The following is an 18,401-nucleotide window of genomic DNA, read 5'->3' on the forward strand; positions in this document are numbered from 1 at the left end:
TTCAGTTACGACAGCACGGAAGACACCAGCAGTTGGGTATAGGGATGGTGTGGGTCGTCCAGCACCCGGTCGGTCAGGCCGCTTTCCACCACTTCCCCCTGTTTCATCACCAGCAGCCGGTGCGCCAGCAGGCGCGCGACCCCCAGATCGTGGGTGACGATCACCGCCGCCAGCCGCATCTCCACCACCAGCGTGCGCAGCAGATCCAGCAGCCGTGCCTGCACCGACACGTCCAGCCCGCCGGTCGGCTCATCCATAAACACCAGTTTGGGATGGGTGACCAGATTGCGGGCGATCTGCAGCCGCTGCTGCATACCGCCGGAAAAGGTGGTGGGTAGGTCGTCGAGGCGCGACAGCGGGATTTCGACGTCCTCCAGCCACTGGCCGGCCTGACGGCGGATCTCACCGTAGTGGCGCTGGCCGACGGCCATCAGCCGTTCGCCGATATTGCCGCCGGCGGACACCTGCGGCCGCAGCCCGTCCAGCGGGTGCTGGTGCACCACGCCCCACTCGGTGCGCAGCAGGCGGCGGCGCGCGCTCTCCGCCATGGCGTACAGATCCTGCTGCTGCCCGGCCTGCGGGCGGTAGAGAATGCGTCCCTGCTGCGGCGGCAGGCGCGCCGAGACGCTTTTCAGCAGGGTGGTTTTGCCGGAGCCGGATTCGCCGACGATGCCCAGCACCTCGCCGGGGTAGAGATCAAAGGAGACGTTGCTGAAGCCTTTGCCCGGTGCGTACAGATGGGTCAGGCGCTCGACCGACAGCAGCGGAGCCTCGTGTAACGGTGTGGTGCTCATGAGTGCGGTGTCTCCGTGGGTGACGCCAGCCGCTGCTGGCAGTAGTCGGTATCCGAGCAGACGAACATGCGGTTGCCCTGGTCATCGAGCACCACTTCGTCCAGATAGCTGCTGCGGGAGCCGCACAGTGCGCAGGGCTGCTCCCACTGCTGGACGCTGAACGGGTGATCGTCAAAGTCCAGGCTGACGACCCGGGTGTACGGCGGCAGGGCGTAGATGCGCTTCTCCCGCCCGGCGCCGAACAGCTGCAGCGCCGGCATCATATGCATCTTCGGGTTATCGAATTTCGGGATCGGCGACGGGTCCATCACGTAGCGGTCGTTGACCTTCACCGGGTAGGCGTAGGTGGTGGCGATATGGCCGTAGCGGGCGATATCCTCGTACAGCTTCACCTGCATCACGCCGTACTCCTCCAGCGCGTGCATCTTGCGCGTTTCGGTTTCGCGCGGTTCGATAAAGCGCAGCGGCTCCGGGATCGGCACCTGATAGATCAGGATCTGGTCTTCCCGCAGCGGCGTTTCCGGGATGCGGTGGCGGGTCTGGATCAGCGTCGCCTCGCGGGTGCGCTCGGTGGTGGCGACGCCGGCTACGCGGCGGAAGAAGCGGCGAATCGAGACCGCGTTGGTGGTGTCGTCCGCGCCCTGGTCGATCACTTTCAGCACGTCGGCGTCGCCGATGACGCTGGCGGTCAGCTGGATGCCGCCGGTGCCCCAGCCGTAGGGCATCGGCATCTCGCGGCCGCCGAACGGCACCTGATAGCCGGGGATCGCCACGCCCTTCAGGATGGCGCGGCGGATCATGCGTTTGGTCTGCTCATCCAGATAGCCGGGGTTGTAGCCGCTCAGAACGTCACTCATGGGGCGTCTCCTGTGCTGATTCGCCGCGCTGCCGCAGGCGCTGCAGCAGTTCCAGTTCCGCCTGGAAGTCCACATAGTGCGGCAGTTTAAGGTGGGAAACGAAGCCGGCGGCCTCGACGTTATCGGCGTGGGAGAGCACAAACTCTTCATCCTGCGCCGGGCTGTCGCCGTCTTCCGCGTACTCGTCTTTCTGCAGGGCGCGATCCACCAGCGCCATTGCCATCGCTTTGCGCTCGGCGCGGCCGAACACCAGGCCGTAGCCGCGGGTAAAGTGCGGCGGCTGCGCTTCCGGGGCGACAAAGCCGTTCACCATCTCGCATTCGGTCAGCAGGATTTCGCCGATATCGATGGCGAAGCCCAGCTCCTCCGGCACGATCTCCACCGTGACGTAGCCGCTGCGGATCTCGCCGGCGAACGGGTGGTTGCGGCCGTAGCCGCGCTGGGTGGAGTAGCCGAGCGCCAGCAGAAAGCCTTCATCGCCGCGCACCAGCTGCTGCAGACGCGCCGAGCGCGGGCAGGGGTAGACCGGCGGCGTGCGGGTGATATCCGCCGGCGTGCTGCCGTCGTCCTGTTCCGCCTGCGCCAGCTGCTGCCGGCTCAGCAGGCTGAACACGTGCGGGCAGGGTTCTTCCGGCGCGGCGTCGGCGCTCTGCGGCGCGGCATCGGGCGCGTCGCCGTTCGCCAGCAGCGTAAAGTCCAGCAGCCGGTGGGTGTAGTCATAGGTCGGGCCGAGCAGCTGGCCGCCGGGTAAATCCTTATAAATCGCCGAGATGCGGCGTTCCGGCCGCATCTGCTCGGTGAGTAACGGCTCACTGACGGCCAGGCGTGGCAGCGTGGTGCGGTAGGCGCGCAGCAGGAAAATCGCCTCCACCAGATCGCCGCTGGCCTGCTTAATCGCCAGCGCCGCCAGTTCGCGGTCGTACACGCCGCCTTCGGTCATAACCCGATCCACCGCCAGCCCGAGCTGCTGCTCCAGCTGTGCGGCCGTCAGCGCCGGCAGCGTCGGGTCGCCGCGGCGCAGCTGCTCCTGCAGCCGGTGCGCGGCCTCAATGGCTTTTTCGCCCCCTTTTACGGCTACGTACATCAGCATTCCTCCAGATGAGTGGTGCGCGGGATGGCCAGCAGCGCGTCGCCGCAGGTCAGAATCACGTCCAGCCCGAGCGGGAAGGGCTGCGGCCGCGCCAGCAGATAGTGGCGCAGCGCCTCCGGCAGCGGCGGCGCGATGGTGCGGCTATGGGCAATGCCGGGGCCGCTCAGCCGCAGCGGCGCGCCGCTCTGCAGATCGGCGAGCTGGACGATCAGCGTTGCGCCTTGCTCCGGCGCCAGCTCATCGCCGTGCGGCAGTGTCTGCAAATCCGCCGGCTGCAGGTGGTGGTCGGTCACGGCGAATATCGCGTCCGCCGCCGAGGAGGCCTGCGGCGCGCCGGTGTGGAAACGAAGGTTAGTCAGCACCTGCTCACTGCTCAGCGCCGGGCTGAGCAAGAGTGGCGTTTCGCCGTCGGCCAGCGTCAGCAGGGTGGCGGTGGTGGCGGCATCAAGCGGCGGCCACTGCGGCGCGTCCGTCAGCCGCACCGTGACGCCCGGCTCGCTCAGCGCTTTCAGGATCAGGCGGAACGTCTGCTGCGCCTGCGCCACCGGGCTGGCGAAACCATTCAGTAAACTCATGGCTACTCTCCCCGCACCAGCGTAAAGAAATCGACCCGGCTGGCGGCCACCTCGCGGGCACGCTGCTGGCGTCGCTCCTGCTGCGCCGCCGCCAGCGGGGCGATCAGCCGTTGCTGCAGCTGCTCATGGTGCGCCGGTTGCTGCAGCAGGGCGTCCGCCAGCGCGCACAGTTCGGCATGCGCCTTGTCGCGCCCGGCGACGTAGCTGTAGCCATGGCCGCCGTCTGCCAGCGCCACCACCGCGCGGGTGACGGTCATATCGCCCAGCACAAAGCGGCGGCCGGTGGCGCCCATGCGCCCCAGCAGCTGCGTCAGGCCGATCTCCGGCGCGCGCAGCAGCCGGTACTCGGGGTTCAGGTTCAGCGCCTGCCAGTGGCTGCGCAGCTGGGCCGGCTGGCTGTGCGCCAGCACCGACATCCAGCGTTGTCGTGATGCGAGAGAAGACATTCAGTGCTCCATGGTCAGTTCGATCATATCGGCGCGCGCCAGGCTGACGGAGTATTCCGCCAGCCGGTCGCTGCCGCTGCAGACGTTGAGGGTGCGCACGCACAGCAGCGGCGCGTCGGCGGCCAGCTCCAGCAGCTGTTGCTCTTTCGCCTGCGCACGGCGGGCGCTGATGCGCGTCTGGCGACGGCTGAGCGACTGGTGGATATGCTGTTCAATAAATTCATGCAGCGACCCCTGGCGGAACGACTGCAGGGCCGGCCACCAGTCGAGGTCGGGCAGGTAGTGGTCGATCACGCTCATCGGCACGCCGTTCACCCGGCGCAGGGTGCGCAGGTGAATCACCTGCTGACCCTCCTCGCCGCCCAGCGCGCTGGCGATGTGGCCGTTGCACGGCCGCAATACCGCGAGTAAGCACTCACTGGTGGGGTGGTTGCCCTGCTCCAGCAGGTTCTGGGTAAAGCGGGTTTTGGCGTGCAGCGGGTAGTCGTAAGGGCGCATCAGCACCAAAATGCCGACGCCGTGGCGGCGCTGCAGCCAGCCGCGCTCCACCAGCTGATCCACCGCCCGGCGCAGCGTGTGGCGGTTGACCTGATAATGGTCCGCCAGCTGCTGCTCCGAAGGCAGGTAGTCGCCGCCGCGGTAGCGGCTGCGCAGCTCCTCTTCCAGCTGCGCCGCGATCTGCTGGTAGCGGGTGGGGTGACTGGTAGGATGTCTAGATATCTGCGTCATAGTGAACACCTCCGTGGGCCGGCCGCCGGTAACCGCGCCGGTGCGGCGCTCGGGGGGCGGTCGGTGATGAGGCTTATCCTGCCGGGTGCAGATGACGCTGAGGTGACGGCGACGTGGCGAACAGATGAACTATTTTCGACAGCCGGGTGCGCGCGGCGCGCTATCGCGCTAAGCTAGCGCCATTGTCTGATTCTTGCTGGTCACTCTCATGTCTCAACCTTTACCTGCCTCTGGCGGCCAGGCGCGTTCATGGCCGCTGTGGAAGCCCGTGCTGTTTTTATTGGTGGTCGCCGTCGGCCTGTATTACGTCAAATGGCAGCCTTATTACGGCAAGGCGTTTGTCGCGGCGGAAAGTCACTCCATCGGCGGTTCGATCCTGGCCGATGGCGCGCTTACCCCGTGGATGGCGGCGTGGCAGTACGCGCTGACCTATTTTGCGGCGGTGTGGAAGGCGGCGCTGCTGGGGGTGCTGGTTGGCTCGCTGGTGCAGGTGCTGATCCCGCGCGACTGGCTGGCGCGCACGCTGGGGCATCAGCGCTTTTCCGGCACGCTGCTGGGGTCGCTGATTGCGCTGCCGGGTATGATGTGCACCTGCTGCGCGGCGCCGGTGGCGGCCGGTTTGCGCCGCCAGTCGGTATCCAGCGGCGCGGCGCTGGCATTTTGGCTCAGCAACCCGGTGCTGAACCCGGCCACGCTGATTTTTATGGGCTTTGTGCTGGGCTGGCAGTTTGCCGCCATCCGTCTGGTGGCCGGCGCCGTTATGGTGCTGGGCGTGGCCTGGCTGGTGCAGCGCCTGACGGTGAACGACGCGCCGCCGGTCAGTAGCGATGCGGCGACGGCGCTGCCGGCGTGCGAGAGCGCATCCCAGCCGTTCCTGCGCCGCTGGCTGGCGGCGCTGTGGGCGCTGTTCTGGTCAACCATCCCGGTCTATATTCTGGCGGTGCTGCTGCTGGGGGCGGCGCGGGTCTGGCTGTTCCCGCACGCCGAGGGCGTGGTGGATAACGGCCTGCTGTGGATTATCGGTCTGGCGCTGGCCGGCTGCCTGTTTGTGATCCCCACCGCGGCGGAAATCCCGATCGTGCAGGCGATGATGCTGGCGGGCATGGGTCCCGGCCCGGCGCTGGCGCTGCTGATGACGCTGCCGGCGGTCAGCCTGCCGTCGCTGCTGATGCTGAAGAAAGCCTTCTCCGCCAAGGCGCTGTGTCTGACTGCGGCGCTGGTGGCGCTGTGCGGCATCCTGACCGGCATCGTCGGGATATGGCTGATATAATTTGGTTAAAAAATAGTCTTAAACCGATTCTGTCGTTATCACCTCTGTGCTAACGTTTAAGCCGTTGTTGCGTGGGATGTGGCAGCATGAAGAGGAAGGAGCGTATGCAGTTTCTCATTGAAAATGACGCCAGCTTGTTGGCGCAGATGGCGGACGAGCAGCACAGCGCCGACGAGCATGAGGCCTGGCTGAAACAGAAGGTGGATGACGCCTTTGCCCGCCTACATGAAGAGCAGGCGGTCTACCTGGATGAATCGCAGGCCACGGAGCGGATGAACGATTTTAAAGCCAAAGTAAGGGCAAAATACCCGGCTGAATAACCAAGGATTGTTATGCGCATCGAATGGGACGACGTTGCGTTACAGGACAGGGAACGTCTGTTTGAATTTCTCTATCCCGTTAATCCGCGGGCGGCGGAGCAGGCGGACGCTGAACTGGAAAAAGCCGTGGCGCGTTTAATCGATAACCCGCGGCTTGGCAAAGTCTGGTATCAGCAGGCGCGTAGGCTGCTGATCGATAAGGCGTCGCTGTTGGTGGTCTACCTGATCGATGGTGAAGCGATAAAGATTTTAGCCGTGGCCCATCAGCGCGAGAAATTTCCGAATTAATCCCCTCAGCGCAGCTTATGCACCACCTGATTGCTGCTGCCGCGCCAAATCAGCGCCGGATCGCGCAACGCCTGCTCGAACTTACCGTCAATCAGCACGTTGATCAGCGCTGTCACCTGCTGCTGCGCCGCGTCCAGCTCCGCCAGCCGGTAGCCGGTCCACAGCCAGATATCCTTGCCGGGACATTCGGCGCGCACCCGCTGCACCAGCCGTAACACCTCCGCCACGTTGGCCGGGTGCAGCGGATCGCCGCCGGACAGCGACAGCCCCTGGCGCGCGATGCGCGGGTCGTTGAGGTCGGCGATAATCTTATCCGCCAGCGCCGCGGTGAACGGCCGGCCGGAATCGGGCCGCCAGGTGCTCTGGTTGTAGCAGCCGCGGCACTGGTGCACGCAGCCGGCGACAAACAGCGTACAGCGGGTGCCGGGGCCGTTGACCACATCGACGGGATAATACTGGTGATAATTCATCGCCGCACTCTCCGTAACCGGCCGTCAGCCCAGCTGCCCGTTATCCAGGTGTTTCACCCGGCGCTTCACCTCTTCCTGCTTGCCGGCGTTGAACGGCCGCGCGTCCGGGCTGCCGAGATAGCCGCAGACGCGGCGGGTGACCGACACCTTGGCGGCGTCGTGATTGCCGCATTTCGGGCAGGTAAACCCTTTGCTGGTGCAGGAGAACTCGCCGGTGTAGCCGCACGCGTAGCATTCGTCGATCGGCGTATTGGTGCCGTAATAGGGCACGCGGCTGTAGCTGTAGTCCCACACGTCTTCCAGCGCCTTCAGGTTATGCTGCAGGTTGGGGTATTCGCCGTAACAGATAAAGCCGCCGTTAGCCAACGGCGGGTAGGGCGCTTCGAAGTCCAGCTTGTCGTATGGATTGACCTTTTTCTCAACGTCGAGGTGGAAGCTGTTGGTGTAGTAGCCTTTGTCGGTCACCCCCGCCACCACGCCGAAATCGGCGGTGTCCAGCCGGCAGAAGCGGTCGCACAGGTTCTCGCTCGGCGTGCTGTACAGGCTGAAGCCGTAGCCGGTTTCTTCTTTCCAGCTGTCGGTGGCGGCGCGCAGGCGCTCGACGATGGCGATGGCCTTGGCGCGCAGCGCCTGGTCGTCATACAGGTGGCCGTCGTTGCCGAACAGCGCATTGATGGTTTCATGGATGCCGATATAGCCGAGGGAGATCGACGCGCGGCCGTTTTTGAAGATCTCGGCGATATCATCGTCGGCGTTCAGCCGCACGCCGCAGGCCCCTTCCATATACAGAATCGGCGCCACGCGCGCCTTAATGCCCTGCAGGCGCGCGATGCGCGTCATCAGCGCCTTCTTCGCCAGCAGCAGGCGGCGGTCCAGCAACTGCCAGAAGCGCTCCTCATTGCCCTGCGACTCCAGCGCAATGCGCGGCAGGTTCAGGCTGATCACGCCGAGGTTGTTGCGGCCGTCGTGCACCGGCTTACCGTTTTCCTGATACTCGCTGAGGAAGCTGCGGCAGCCCATCGGCGTTTTAAACGAGCCGGTCACCTGCACCACCCGATCGTAATTGAGGATATCGGGGTACATGCGTTTGCTGGCGCACTCCAGCGCCAACTGTTTGATGTCGTAGTTCGGTTCGCCGTAGCGGTGGTTGAGGCCGTCGCGGATGGCGAACACCAGCTTCGGAAACACCGCCGTTTTACGGTTTTTGCCCAGCCCGGCGATGCGGTTTTTCAGGATCGACTGCTGGATCAGCCGCGACTGCCAGCTGGTGCCGAGGCCGAAGCCAAAGGTGACGAACGGCGTCTGGCCGTTGGCGGTATGCAGCGTGTTGACCTCATACTCCAGCGACTGGAAGGCGTCGTAACACTCTTTTTCGGTGCGCGCCATGGCGTAGCCCGCCGCGTCCGGGATCTGCCACTCTTCCGCCACCTGGCGGTGCTTGCTGAAGCTGGCGCTGACGTACGGCGCCAGAATCTCATCGATGCGGTTGATGGTGGTGCCGCCGTAGATATGGCTGGCGACCTGCGCGATGATCTGCGCGGTGACCGCGGTGGCGGTGGAGATCGATTTCGGCGTTTCGATCTCGGCGTTGCCCATTTTAAAGCCGTTGGTCAGCATGCCCTGCAGGTCGATCAGCATGCAGTTGAACATCGGGAAGAACGGCGCGTAGTCCAGATCGTGATAGTGAATTTCACCGCGCTCGTGGGCCAGCACCACGTCGCGCGGCAGGATGTGCTGCTTGGCATAGTGCTTGGCGACGATGCCGGCCAGCAGATCGCGCTGGGTGGGGATGACCTTGCTGTCTTTGTTGGCGTTTTCATTCAGCAGCGCGGCGTTGCTCTGTTCGACCAGGCCGCGGATCTCCTGGTTCAGCCGGCCGCGCAGTTCGCGGGCGACGTCGCGGTCGTGGCGGTATTCGATATAGGCGCGCGCCAGCTGCTTGTATTCGCCGGCCATCAGCCGGTTTTCCACCGCCTGCTGAATATCATGGATATCCAGCCGCGGCTGACGGGACATCTGTTGAGCGACTTCACGGGCGACGGCGGCGCAATACTCACTGTCGTTCACCTCGGCGGCGCGGGCGGCGCGTTCGATGGCCTGTTTGATGCGTGCTTCGTCAAAGGGAACCTGACAGCCGTCCCGTTTAATCACTACTGGTTTCACGTCGTTCTCCTTGTTCCGTGCTCGGGAACAGATAGCCGTTTCAGCTTATCCACAGGGCAATGCCGCAGCGCGTCTGGGCTGCGGGGCGGTGTGGATGATTTTGTGGATAACTACTATATATAGATATTGATGCTTGTGAATGCACTATATATGGGTGTTGGCGGGATTTTCTTGATGCAGAACAAAGAAAGCCGACGGCGGGGCGATCGCTGTACAGATCGTTATCGCGCCGGCGGGAAACGGGCCGTCTGGCCCGGGATATGGGTCTACGCAGGCGGGTGCGGAAGCATCACGCCTCCAGCAGCCACCACACCGCTTCGAACGGCCGCAGGGTCAGCGGCTGCGGCTGCGGCGGCGCATCGCCGTAGTTGCCGATCGCCACGCGCCACAGGTCAGACGCTTCAACGCCGGCCGCGTCCCACGCCAGCGGCTGGGCGCTCAGGTTGGCCGCCACCAGCAGCCGCTGGCCGTTCCAGCTGCGCTGATAGCACCATAGCGCCGGATGCGCCGGTGCCAAATCCTGATAGTCGCCGTGGGTCAGCAGCGGGTACTGCTTACGCAGGGCGATCAGGTGACGGTAGGTGTAAAACACCGACTCCTGGTCGGCCAGCGCCGCCTCGACGTTGACCTGGCGATAGTTGCCGGCGCAGGGGATCCACGGCGTACCGCTGCTGAAGCCGGCGTTGGGGCCGGCACTCCACTGCATCGGCGTGCGGCCGTTATCGCGCGACTTGCTGGCCAGAATCGCCAGCAGCTCGGTGTCGCTGCGCCCTGCGGCGCGCAGTTCGGCGTACATGTTCAGGCTTTCAACGTCGCGGTATTGTTCGATACTGTCGAAGCCCGGGTTGGTCATGCCGATCTCTTCGCCCTGATAGATATAGGGCGTACCCTGCATGCCGTGCAGCACCATCGCCAGCATCTTCGCCGCCGGTACGCGCAGCGCATGGTCGTCGCCGAAGCGCGAGACGATGCGCGGTTGGTCGTGGTTGCACCAGAACAGCGCGTTCCAGGCGTGGTTGTGCATGCCCTGCTGCCAGTGGCGGAAAATCTGCTTCAGCGCCACGTAGTCCGGCGCCGCCAGCGTCCATTTCTCGCCGTTGGCGTAATCGACCTTCAGGTGGTGGAAATTAAAGGTCATCGACAGCTCTTCGCCGCCGTTGGCCGCATATTGCCGGCAGTGCTCCAGGCTGGTGGACGACATTTCGCCGACCGTCATCAGGCCGCGCGGCCGGAATACCTCGCGGCTCATTTCCTGCAGAAATTTATGAATGCGCGGGCCGTCGGTGTAGAAGCGCCGGCCGTCGCCGTGCGCGTCGTCCGGGAAGTCCTGCTGCTTGGACACCAGGTTAATCACGTCCAGCCGCAGGCCGTCGACGCCTTTATCCGCCCAGAACTGACAGATTTTTTTCAGCTCCTCGCGCACCGGCGGGTGCTCCCAGTTCAGGTCGGCCTGCTCGGCGGCGAACAGGTGCAGGTAATACTGGCCGCTGTCGGCGTGCCACTGCCAGGCCGAACCGCCGAACTTGGAGCGCCAGTTGTTCGGCGGCGCTCCTTCGACACCGTCGCGCCAGATATAGAACTGGCGCAGCGGGCTGTGGCGATCCTGCGCCGCCCGGAACCACGGATGCTCGGTCGACGTATGGTTGAATACCATATCCATCACGATGCGGATATCGCGTTGGTGCGCGGCTTTCACCAGCTGTTCAAAGGTCTCCATGCTGCCGTAGGCCGGGTCGATGGCGCAGTAGTCGGCGACGTCATAGCCGTTGTCCACCTGCGGGGAGAGGTAGACCGGCGTCAGCCAGATGGCGTCCACGCCCAGCGCCTGCAGATAGTCCAGCCGCTGAATGACGCCGGCCAGATCGCCGTAGCCGTTGCCGCTGCTGTCCTGAAAGCTCTTCGGGTAAATTTGGTAGATGACGCCGTTTTGCCACCAGGGGATGGGGTTGCTCATAAAGAATACCTTTTGACTGTGACAGCGGGCCAGGCGCGCCTGGCCCCTACATTCATCATAAATGACGCGCTATACCGGCAGTTCGCCGCGGCGCGCCTTGCGCCGGTACACCAGCATGGTCAGCACCAGCGGCACCACCACGGCCACCAGCATCGCCAGCGCGAACACCAGCCAGAACTGCGGTTTGATCGACAAAATGCCCGGCAGGCCACCGACGCCGATACCGTTGGCCATCACCCCGGCCAGGCCGCAGATCAGGCCGGCGCAGGCGGAGCCGATCATCGCGCACAGCATCGGGAAGCGGTATTTCAGATTGATACCGTACATCGCCGGCTCGGTGACGCCGAGGTAGGCGGAGATCGCCGCCGGCACCGAAATCTCGCGCTCATTGGCCTTGCGGCTGACGATAATGATCGCCAGCACCGCCGAGGCCTGCGCAATGTTGGACAGGGCGATAATCGGCCAGACCGGCGTGCCGCCCATGCTCTGCACCATCTGCATATCGATCGCCAGCGTGGTTTGGTGCACGCCGGTGATCACCAGCGGCGCATACAGGAAGCCGAACAGCGCGGCGCCGATTGGCGCGAAGCTGCCGGTCATCACCGCCTTGACCGCCCAGGCGACGCCGTCGCCGATCATGCGGCCGAACGGCCCGATCAGGGTATGGGCCAGGAAGGTGGCCAGCAGCAGCGACAGCACCGGCACCACTACCAGATAGAGGTAATCCGGCACCCACTTTTTCAGCCGGGTTTCAATCCAGCCGAGCGCCATGCCGGCGAGGATCGACGGGATCACCTGTGCCTGATAGCCGACCTTCTCCACGGTAAACCAGCCGAAGTTCCACAGCTCAGGCACCTGCTGGCCGAGCAGATAGGAGTTCATCAGCTGCGGCGACACCAGCGTTACGCCCAGCACGATGCCTAGCACCGGCGTGCCACCCATTTTTTTCACCGTCGACCAGCAGATGGCGACCGGCAGGAACATAAAGATCGCCTCGCCCAGCAGCCACAGGAAGTCATAGGCGGTTTTCCAGCCGGCGCTGGACTGCGCCAGCGTCTGGCCGTCGGACAGCGGAATATCGCCGATCACGTTGCGGAAGCCGAGGATCAGACCGCCGCTGATCAGCGCCGGCAGCAGCGGGAAAAAGATCTCGGCGAAGTGGGAGATGGCGCGCTCGGACCAGGTCATATTCTGGCGCGCGGCGGTTTTAGCCTGCTCTTTGTCCGCCTCGTTGACGCCGGCGCTGGCGATCAGCGCCTGATAGTAGTCGCCGACCTCCGGGCCGATCACCACCTGGAACTGCCCGGCGTTGGTGAAGCAGCCTTTCACCATGGGTAAGGTTTCGATCTCTTTCGGGCTGGCCTTGGCCGGGTCGTTAAGCACGAAGCGCAACCGGGTAATGCAGTGGCTGACGGTGGCGATATTCTCGCGACCGCCGACCAGCGCAATCAGGCGATCGATATCCTGCTGTTTTACTTTGCTCATTATGAATACCTTTCTATGGGTATATCTGGCGTTGTTATGCGTATGCCGCGCCGGCGAGCGGGGCCGGCACGGCACGCAGAGGTAAGTAGGGTGAAGCCGATCAAAGCTTAGTCATTTCGCCGCGGTTAGAAAATGGGAACGTTCCCGTAACCAGATGAAGATCACAAAATAGCGGCACAGAGCGGGGTGAGCGTCGTGCTGACGATTCGGCGCGGCAGGCGCGGTTAAGAGAGTTTGCTCGGCACCACGATACGGCGGATCGGCGCGTCACCGCTGAGCTGGGCCAGCAGCTGCAGCGCCGCCTGTACGCCGGCGCTGCCGTAGCCGAACTCCACCGACAGGGTGTCCGGGAACAGGAAGCTGAGCAGCGGGGTATTGCCGATGGCGCACACCTGGATATCGGCGATCTGCTGCTGCTGCAGATATTTGATGGCGCCCAGGGCGATGCTGTCAGAGGCGCAGATCAGCGCGCGGGTCTGCGGGGCGATCGCCTTCGCCGCCAGTTGGAAGCCGCTTTGATAGCTGAGTTCGCCCAGCGCCGCGTGCGGGGTCAGGCCGTGGCGTTGGCAGGCGTCCAGATAGGCCTGGTAGCGGCGCGCGCCGGTGGTGGCGTCCGACTGTTGGACGCCGAGGTAGCTGATATGGCGGTGTCCCTGCTGACGCAGCCGATCCATCAGCAGATTGACCGCGCCGGCGTCATCGTAGCAGACCGAGGAGAAGCCCTGATACTCGCGCACCATCACTACCATTTTTTCCTGCCACGGCTGCAGCATCTCGGTCTCAAGGCCGGTAAAGCCGAACAGGATCACTCCGTCGACGTTACGCTGCGCCAGCACGTGCAGATGCTCTTGCACCAGCCGGCTGTCGAACTGGCTCTCCATCACGATCGGGTCGTAGCCGTGCTGATACAGCAGCGGCAGCATAGTGCGCACCGCCTGATTCTCCGACGGCGAGTCCAGCCGCGACACCAGGATGCCGACCACCTTGTCGCTCTGGCCGCGCATGGCGCGCGCGGATTTGGACGGGGTGAAGCCCTGCTGGCGGATCACCGCCTCCACCCGTTCGCGGGTTTGCTGGCTCACGCTGCCTTCGTTGTTCAGCACGCGTGAAACGGTGGATTTTCCTACCCCGCTGAGGCGGGCGATGTCCTTAATGGTCAGCCGGTTTTGCATGATCTGTTTATCGTTAGGGTTGAGAGGCGTAAACGTCATCATTGGTTCTGCCGGTCAGAATAGCGCATTTTCCCGCACGGATACTAACCGGGTATGCGGTCGCCGGTGGGTGACTCCGCCAGGGTGAGCGTAAAATTCTGGCCGTGTAGCGTCTGTTGCAGCTCCGGCGATAGCCGGCTATCGGTGATGATATGGGTTAACGACGCCAGCGGTGAGGCGCAAAACAGCGACCAGGCGCCATATTTGCTGCTGTCCGCCAGCAGAATACGGCGTGAGGCGTTGGCCAGCAGATCTTGCTTCAGACCGGCCTTTTCTTCAGTGGGCGCGGTGATGCCTTTTTCCAGGCACCAGGAGTTGCAGCTGATAAAGGCGATATCCGGGTTGATGCCGCGCAGCAGGCGGCGACCGTGTTCACCGATGCAGGACTGACTGCTTTCATCGATGCGTCCGCCGATAATGGTGACCTCAATCTGCTTGAACTCAGATAAAAACAGCGCGATGCGCAGATCGGCGGTGATCACCCGCAGCGGCAGGTGCGTCAGCTGGCGCGCCAGCTCCAGCATGGTGGTGCCGGCGTCCAGCACCAGACTGTCGCCGGCGTTGACCCACTGCGCCGCCGCCTGGGCGATGGCCTGCTTTTCCCGCTGGTTGCGCTGCTGTTTTTCCAGCGTGGTGGGCTGAGCGGGAATAAACCGATTCAGGGTCACACCGCCGTGGCTGCGGCTGATGACGCCCTCGCGGTCGAGCTTTATCAGGTCGCGGCGAATGGTGGCCGGCGAAGCGGAAATTGCGGCCACCAACTGATCAACGGTAACCAGATTATGGCTTTTCAGATAATCCATAATCTGATCGAGGCGACTTTGTCCCTTCATACTATCCCTAGGCGAGTTGTGCGGCGATTCGGATGGAGATCGTCATGCTCTCAGACTTCTCTTTAGCTGTCCAGATGCGAGCAAAGGCGTCGCTGCGGCGGCGTTATTGGCGCGCTCTGCGCCGGTAGATGCCGTGGCCGTTTTCGGCATCGCTGTTTTCCTGACCATGTGCGTCCCCTGGTTTTTCCTGAGTAATGATTGAATTTAATCACATTTGATTATGTGTGAGCAAGTTCAAATAAATTAACCAAATATTAACGTATAAATTACATCAATAGCGTGATGCTTATCGAACAATGTTGAGCAATTGCAATCATCACTCCCCACCCGGGTCGGCAGGAAACAGGAGAATAGGTAAGAGCCATGAACATCAACAGCACCCTTATAAGCGGCTATCAGGCACTCAATGACATCGGCTACCTGTTGACGGGCAAACGCCGCGTTCTGCTGGTTACGGATAAAAACATCGCGCGTATCGCAACGTCGCAGCAGTTGATGGCGCAGCTGCACGCCGGCGACTGCGCATTGACCGTTGTGGATGAGATTCCGCCGGAGCCCAGCCAGCACGACGTTGCTGCGGTTCTGCAGTCGCTCGGCGCGCGGGATGTCGATCTGGTGATTGGCCTGGGCGGCGGCAGCGTGCTGGATGTTGCCAAGCTGCTCTCCGTGCTGTGTGTTGACGAGGCGCCGACGCTGGAAGCGCTGCTGGCCGGGGAGAAACCGCAGCGGCGCGTCACGTCGCTGTTGATTCCTACCACCGCCGGCACCGGTTCGGAGGCGACGCCCAACGCCATCCTGGCCATTCCGGAACAGCAGACCAAGGTCGGTATTATTTCCCCGGTTATGCTGCCCGACTATGTGGCGCTGATCCCGGAATTGACCACCAGCATGCCGGCGCACATTGCCGCCTCCACCGGTATTGACGCTCTGTGCCATCTGATTGAGTGCTTTACCGCTACCGTCGCCAACCCGGTCAGCGATAACTACGCCCTGATCGGGCTGAAAAAGCTGTTCGCCAGTTTAGAAACCTCGGTCGAGACGCCGGATAACCTGGCGGCCAAGCTCGATATGCTGTGGGCGTCCTATTACGGCGGTGCCGCCATCGCCCATGCCGGCACGCATCTGGTGCATGCCATGTCGTACCCGCTGGGCGGCAAGTACCACATTCCGCACGGCGTGGCCAACGCCATCCTGCTGGTGCCGTGCATGCGCATGGTGCGCCCGGCGGCGGTGAGCAAGTTTGCCCAGGCTTATGACCTGCTGCCGCAGGCGGATCGTACGCTGAGCGAGGAAGAGAAATCGCATGCGCTGGTGGCGTATTTTTCCGATCTGGTTAAACGTTTGCGGCTGCCTGCCAGCCTGGATGAGCTGGGCATCAGCGCCGAGCATCTGCCGCATCTGGTTGAGGGGGCGCTGAACGTGCAGCGTCTGATGAAGAACGTGCCGATGTCAGTCAGCGCCGCCGACGTGCGCGATGTCTACCTGACGTTGTTCCCGGCATTACAGGCTGAATAAGAGTGGGGATTGTCATGACAAGAAAAATTGACGGGGTGCTGACGGCGATTGTCACGCCTTTTGACGCGCAGGGCGATTTTGACCCGGCGGCGATGCGCGTACAGATCCGGCGGCAGCTGACGGCGGGCAACGGTATCTTTTGCGGCGGCACCAACGGCGAGTTTTTTGTGCTGAATGAACGGGAGAAACTGGCGCTGACCCAAACCTGCGTGGATGAGGTCAACGGCGCAGCGCCGGTGGTGGGCCATATTGGCGAAATTTCGACGCGCGACACCATCCGGTTGGGTAAGCAGGTGGCGGCGCTTGGCGTGGACGCGGTCTCGGTAATTACGCCCTATTTTATTCCGCTGACGCAGGATGAACTGGCCGATCACTATCGGCAGGTCGCCGATGCGCTGGAGACGCCGATTTTCCTCTACAACATTCCCGCGCGCACCGGCAATACTCTGCAGCCGGAGACGGTGCGCCGTCTGGCGCAGCATCCGAACATCATCGGCATCAAAGACAGCGCCGGCAGCTACGACAGCCTGCGGGGCTTCCTGCAGGCCGCCGAGGGCATGACAGGTTTCGATGTGCTCAACGGGCCGGACTCGCTGATTCATCAGGGCTTTGTCGATGGCTGTTCAGCCTGTATTTCCGGGTTGGCGAACGTCGCGCCGGCGGAAATCAACGCCATCTGGCGTCGTTTCCAGACCGGCGATATTGACGGCTCGCGCCAGGCGCAGGAAAGCGTCACCGGGCTGCGCACCGAGCTGTACAGCGTGGCCTTCTCGCCGGCGGCGGTGAAAAAGGCGCTGACGCTGCTGGGCTATGCGGTGGGCGAAAGCCGCTACGCGGTGCGTTTTACTGCCGATGATGAACGGCGCATCCGCCAGATTCTGGATACCTACTTGCGCTAACCCATCACGCTGTTTCTGACCGATTAGGCCATCTTTGGGCGATGCTCGCATCGCTCAGGGGGAGCCATGTCCCGAGAGAGGCAAAAATGAAAGAGTTTACGGCTGAAGGTACTCTGATCATCGTCGGTATCGTCGTGGTCTACATCCTGTTTACCACCTGGCTGACCTACCGGCTGCGTAGTAAAAGTTCCGGCGACTTTATGGAAGGCTCGCGCGCTATGCCGGCCTTTATCGTCGGCGTGCTGCTGATGTCCGAATATATCGGCGCCAAATCGACCATCGGCACCGCGCAGGCGGCGTTTGAGGGCGGCTTTGCCGCCTCATGGTCCGTGATCGGCGCGGCGATCGGTTTCCCGCTGTTCGGCCTGCTGTTGGTCAAACGCATCTATAACACGGGGAAAATCACGATTTCCGGCGCGATCGCCGAGAAATACGGCAACTCCACCAAAAATATTATCTCGCTGATCATGATTTACGCGCTGTTGCTGGTGAACGTCGGCAACTATGTCAGCGGCGCGGCGGCGATCTCCACGGTACTGAAGGTGAATCTGCCGGTTGCGGCGTTGATTACCGCAGTGGTCAGCACCTTCTATTTCGCTTTCGGCGGTATGAAGGGTATGGCCTGGGTCACCCTGCTGCACAGCGCCATCAAATACTTCGGCATTCTGGTTATTCTCGGGGTGGCGTTGCATATGACCGGCGGTATTACGCCGATGGTGGAGCAGATGCCGGACTTCTACTGGACCTGGGACGGTAATATTGGCGCCAGCACCATTGTGGCCTGGCTGATTGGCACCATTGGCTCGATTTTCTGCACCCAGTTTGTTATTCAGGCCATTTCTTCGACCAAAAGCGCCGCGTCGGCCAAGCGCGCCACCTGGGTGGCCTTCCTGTTCTGTTTGCCGATCGCCATCGCCATCGCGATTATCGGCGTGGCCGCTAAATACCTGCACCCGGATATCGATAGCCTGTATGCCCTGCCGGTATTCTTGCAGGACATGAGCCCGTGGCTGGCCGGGGTGGTGACGACCTCGCTGGTGGCGTCGATCTTTGTCAGCGTCAGCACCGTGGCGCTGGCGATCGCCTCGCTGATCGTGAAGGATTTCTATGTGCCTTACCGCAATCCGACGCCGGAGCGTGAATTTAAAATGACGCGCTGGCTGTCGCTGCTGATCGGTTTCCTGCCGCTGATCTTTGTGCTGCTGGTGCCGGAAGTGCTGAAGCTCTCCTTCTTTACCCGCGCTATCCGCCTGTCGATTTCGGTGGTGGCGGTGGTGGCTTTCTATCTGCCGTTCTTCAAAAGCGCGCGCGGCGCCAATGCCGGACTGATTGGCGCCTGCGTGATGACCTCCGTCTGGTATTTGCTGGGCGATCCTTTCGGCATTAATAACATGTATATCGCGCTGATTACGCCGGCGGCGATCATGGGCATTGATATGCTGCTGCCTGGCAAGGCGGCAGGGGCGAAAGTTAAACAAAATATTCAAAACGATGGAGCCTAA

Annotated in this window: 18 protein-coding genes; 6 read left to right on the top strand and 12 right to left on the bottom strand. The window is 62.8% G+C overall.

The window, feature by feature from the left end; all coding sequences use genetic code 11:
- Nucleotides 1-5 precede the first annotated feature (5 nt).
- From phnK to phnF, 6 genes are read right to left on the bottom strand one after another with little or no spacing between them, the layout of a single operon-like run.
- Nucleotides 6-794 (bottom strand): phosphonate C-P lyase system protein PhnK, encoded by a 789-nt coding sequence (gene phnK, locus D781_RS02080; protein ID WP_015670650.1) that lies wholly within the window; start codon nucleotides 792-794, stop codon nucleotides 6-8.
- A complete protein-coding gene (locus D781_RS02085) occupies nucleotides 791-1,651 on the bottom strand; it encodes an alpha-D-ribose 1-methylphosphonate 5-phosphate C-P-lyase PhnJ (protein ID WP_015670651.1) in 861 nt (286 codons plus the stop codon). Before D781_RS02085 ends, phnK begins: the two co-directional genes overlap by 4 nt.
- Nucleotides 1,644-2,735: a carbon-phosphorus lyase complex subunit PhnI gene (locus D781_RS02090; protein ID WP_015670652.1), complete on the bottom strand. Its 1,092-nt coding sequence runs from the start codon at nucleotides 2,733-2,735 to the stop codon at nucleotides 1,644-1,646. The genes D781_RS02085 and D781_RS02090 overlap by 8 nt, the downstream gene beginning before the upstream one ends.
- Nucleotides 2,735-3,316 carry a phosphonate C-P lyase system protein PhnH gene (gene phnH, locus D781_RS02095; RefSeq protein WP_015670653.1) on the bottom strand — a complete coding sequence of 194 codons (582 nt, stop codon included), beginning with the start codon at nucleotides 3,314-3,316 and terminating at the stop codon, nucleotides 2,735-2,737. Before phnH ends, D781_RS02090 begins: the two co-directional genes overlap by 1 nt.
- A gap of 2 nt (nucleotides 3,317-3,318) precedes the next feature.
- A complete protein-coding gene (gene phnG, locus D781_RS02100) occupies nucleotides 3,319-3,762 on the bottom strand; it encodes a phosphonate C-P lyase system protein PhnG (protein WP_015670654.1) in 444 nt (147 codons plus the stop codon).
- Nucleotides 3,763-4,491: a phosphonate metabolism transcriptional regulator PhnF gene (gene phnF, locus D781_RS02105; RefSeq protein WP_015670655.1), complete on the bottom strand. Its 729-nt coding sequence runs from the start codon at nucleotides 4,489-4,491 to the stop codon at nucleotides 3,763-3,765.
- 208 nt (nucleotides 4,492-4,699) lie between these two features.
- Here phnF and D781_RS02110 point away from each other — a divergent pair, with 208 nt between their 5' ends.
- From D781_RS02110 to D781_RS02120, 3 genes are all read left to right on the top strand, one after another.
- Nucleotides 4,700-5,761, top strand: a complete 1,062-nt coding sequence (locus D781_RS02110) for a permease (RefSeq protein WP_015670656.1) — start codon at nucleotides 4,700-4,702, stop codon at nucleotides 5,759-5,761.
- A gap of 104 nt (nucleotides 5,762-5,865) precedes the next feature.
- On the top strand, nucleotides 5,866-6,081 hold the full coding sequence (locus tag D781_RS02115; RefSeq protein ID WP_015670657.1) for a hypothetical protein: 216 nt from the start codon (nucleotides 5,866-5,868) through the stop codon (nucleotides 6,079-6,081).
- 12 nt (nucleotides 6,082-6,093) lie between these two features.
- A complete protein-coding gene (locus tag D781_RS02120; protein WP_015670658.1) occupies nucleotides 6,094-6,369 on the top strand; it encodes a type II toxin-antitoxin system RelE/ParE family toxin in 276 nt (91 codons plus the stop codon).
- Between the two features lie 5 nt (nucleotides 6,370-6,374).
- On the opposite strand, the gene nrdG is transcribed toward D781_RS02120, so the two are convergent.
- From nrdG to D781_RS02150, 6 genes are all read right to left on the bottom strand, one after another.
- Entirely contained in the window at nucleotides 6,375-6,839 is a 465-nt protein-coding gene (gene nrdG, locus D781_RS02125; RefSeq protein ID WP_015670659.1) for an anaerobic ribonucleoside-triphosphate reductase-activating protein, read from the bottom strand.
- A gap of 24 nt (nucleotides 6,840-6,863) precedes the next feature.
- Nucleotides 6,864-9,002, bottom strand: coding sequence for an anaerobic ribonucleoside-triphosphate reductase (nrdD, locus tag D781_RS02130; protein ID WP_015670660.1), 2,139 nt, complete (start codon nucleotides 9,000-9,002; stop codon nucleotides 6,864-6,866).
- 289 nt (nucleotides 9,003-9,291) lie between these two features.
- On the bottom strand, nucleotides 9,292-10,956 hold the full coding sequence (gene treC / locus D781_RS02135; RefSeq protein ID WP_015670661.1) for an alpha,alpha-phosphotrehalase: 1,665 nt from the start codon (nucleotides 10,954-10,956) through the stop codon (nucleotides 9,292-9,294).
- Between the two features lie 69 nt (nucleotides 10,957-11,025).
- The gene (treB, locus tag D781_RS02140; RefSeq protein ID WP_015670662.1) at nucleotides 11,026-12,441 is read right to left on the bottom strand and encodes a PTS trehalose transporter subunit IIBC; all 1,416 of its coding nucleotides are present in this window, start codon (nucleotides 12,439-12,441) and stop codon (nucleotides 11,026-11,028) included.
- A 224-nt stretch (nucleotides 12,442-12,665) separates the two neighbouring features.
- Complete coding sequence (treR, locus tag D781_RS02145) at nucleotides 12,666-13,613, bottom strand: trehalose operon repressor TreR (protein ID WP_041411965.1); 948 nt, start codon at nucleotides 13,611-13,613, stop codon at nucleotides 12,666-12,668.
- Between the two features lie 83 nt (nucleotides 13,614-13,696).
- Nucleotides 13,697-14,485 (bottom strand): DeoR/GlpR family DNA-binding transcription regulator, encoded by a 789-nt coding sequence (locus tag D781_RS02150; RefSeq protein WP_015670664.1) that lies wholly within the window; start codon nucleotides 14,483-14,485, stop codon nucleotides 13,697-13,699.
- 363 nt (nucleotides 14,486-14,848) lie between these two features.
- On the opposite strand from D781_RS02150, the gene D781_RS02155 reads away from it, so the two are divergent.
- The 3 genes from D781_RS02155 to D781_RS02165 all read left to right on the top strand — a co-directional run bounded on the left by D781_RS02155 (nucleotide 14,849) and on the right by D781_RS02165 (nucleotide 18,401).
- Nucleotides 14,849-16,000 (top strand): iron-containing alcohol dehydrogenase, encoded by a 1,152-nt coding sequence (locus tag D781_RS02155; protein WP_015670665.1) that lies wholly within the window; start codon nucleotides 14,849-14,851, stop codon nucleotides 15,998-16,000.
- 14 nt (nucleotides 16,001-16,014) lie between these two features.
- Nucleotides 16,015-16,899: a dihydrodipicolinate synthase family protein gene (locus D781_RS02160; RefSeq protein WP_015670666.1), complete on the top strand. Its 885-nt coding sequence runs from the start codon at nucleotides 16,015-16,017 to the stop codon at nucleotides 16,897-16,899.
- Between the two features lie 86 nt (nucleotides 16,900-16,985).
- Entirely contained in the window at nucleotides 16,986-18,401 is a 1,416-nt protein-coding gene (locus D781_RS02165; protein WP_015670667.1) for a sodium:solute symporter family protein, read from the top strand.

Source organism: Serratia sp. FGI94, from assembly GCF_000330865.1.
In the GTDB taxonomy this organism is placed as follows: domain Bacteria; phylum Pseudomonadota; class Gammaproteobacteria; order Enterobacterales; family Enterobacteriaceae; genus Serratia_B; species Serratia_B rubidaea.

What these genes read in the sequence shown, in the direction of transcription:
- phnK (WP_015670650.1), bottom strand. Translation starts at nt 794, where the DNA reads ATGAGCACCACACCGTTACACGAGGCTCCGCTGCTGTCGGTCGAGCGC.
- D781_RS02085 (WP_015670651.1), bottom strand. Translation starts at nt 1,651, where the DNA reads ATGAGTGACGTTCTGAGCGGCTACAACCCCGGCTATCTGGATGAGCAG.
- D781_RS02090 (WP_015670652.1), bottom strand. Translation starts at nt 2,735, where the DNA reads ATGTACGTAGCCGTAAAAGGGGGCGAAAAAGCCATTGAGGCCGCGCAC.
- phnH (WP_015670653.1), bottom strand. Translation starts at nt 3,316, where the DNA reads ATGAGTTTACTGAATGGTTTCGCCAGCCCGGTGGCGCAGGCGCAGCAG.
- phnG (WP_015670654.1), bottom strand. Translation starts at nt 3,762, where the DNA reads ATGTCTTCTCTCGCATCACGACAACGCTGGATGTCGGTGCTGGCGCAC.
- phnF (WP_015670655.1), bottom strand. Translation starts at nt 4,491, where the DNA reads ATGACGCAGATATCTAGACATCCTACCAGTCACCCCACCCGCTACCAG.
- D781_RS02110 (WP_015670656.1), top strand. Translation starts at nt 4,700, where the DNA reads ATGTCTCAACCTTTACCTGCCTCTGGCGGCCAGGCGCGTTCATGGCCG.
- D781_RS02115 (WP_015670657.1), top strand. Translation starts at nt 5,866, where the DNA reads ATGCAGTTTCTCATTGAAAATGACGCCAGCTTGTTGGCGCAGATGGCG.
- D781_RS02120 (WP_015670658.1), top strand. Translation starts at nt 6,094, where the DNA reads ATGCGCATCGAATGGGACGACGTTGCGTTACAGGACAGGGAACGTCTG.
- nrdG (WP_015670659.1), bottom strand. Translation starts at nt 6,839, where the DNA reads ATGAATTATCACCAGTATTATCCCGTCGATGTGGTCAACGGCCCCGGC.
- treC (WP_015670661.1), bottom strand. Translation starts at nt 10,956, where the DNA reads ATGAGCAACCCCATCCCCTGGTGGCAAAACGGCGTCATCTACCAAATT.
- treB (WP_015670662.1), bottom strand. Translation starts at nt 12,441, where the DNA reads ATGAGCAAAGTAAAACAGCAGGATATCGATCGCCTGATTGCGCTGGTC.
- treR (WP_041411965.1), bottom strand. Translation starts at nt 13,613, where the DNA reads ATGCAAAACCGGCTGACCATTAAGGACATCGCCCGCCTCAGCGGGGTA.
- D781_RS02150 (WP_015670664.1), bottom strand. Translation starts at nt 14,485, where the DNA reads ATGAAGGGACAAAGTCGCCTCGATCAGATTATGGATTATCTGAAAAGC.
- D781_RS02155 (WP_015670665.1), top strand. Translation starts at nt 14,849, where the DNA reads ATGAACATCAACAGCACCCTTATAAGCGGCTATCAGGCACTCAATGAC.
- D781_RS02160 (WP_015670666.1), top strand. Translation starts at nt 16,015, where the DNA reads ATGACAAGAAAAATTGACGGGGTGCTGACGGCGATTGTCACGCCTTTT.
- D781_RS02165 (WP_015670667.1), top strand. Translation starts at nt 16,986, where the DNA reads ATGAAAGAGTTTACGGCTGAAGGTACTCTGATCATCGTCGGTATCGTC.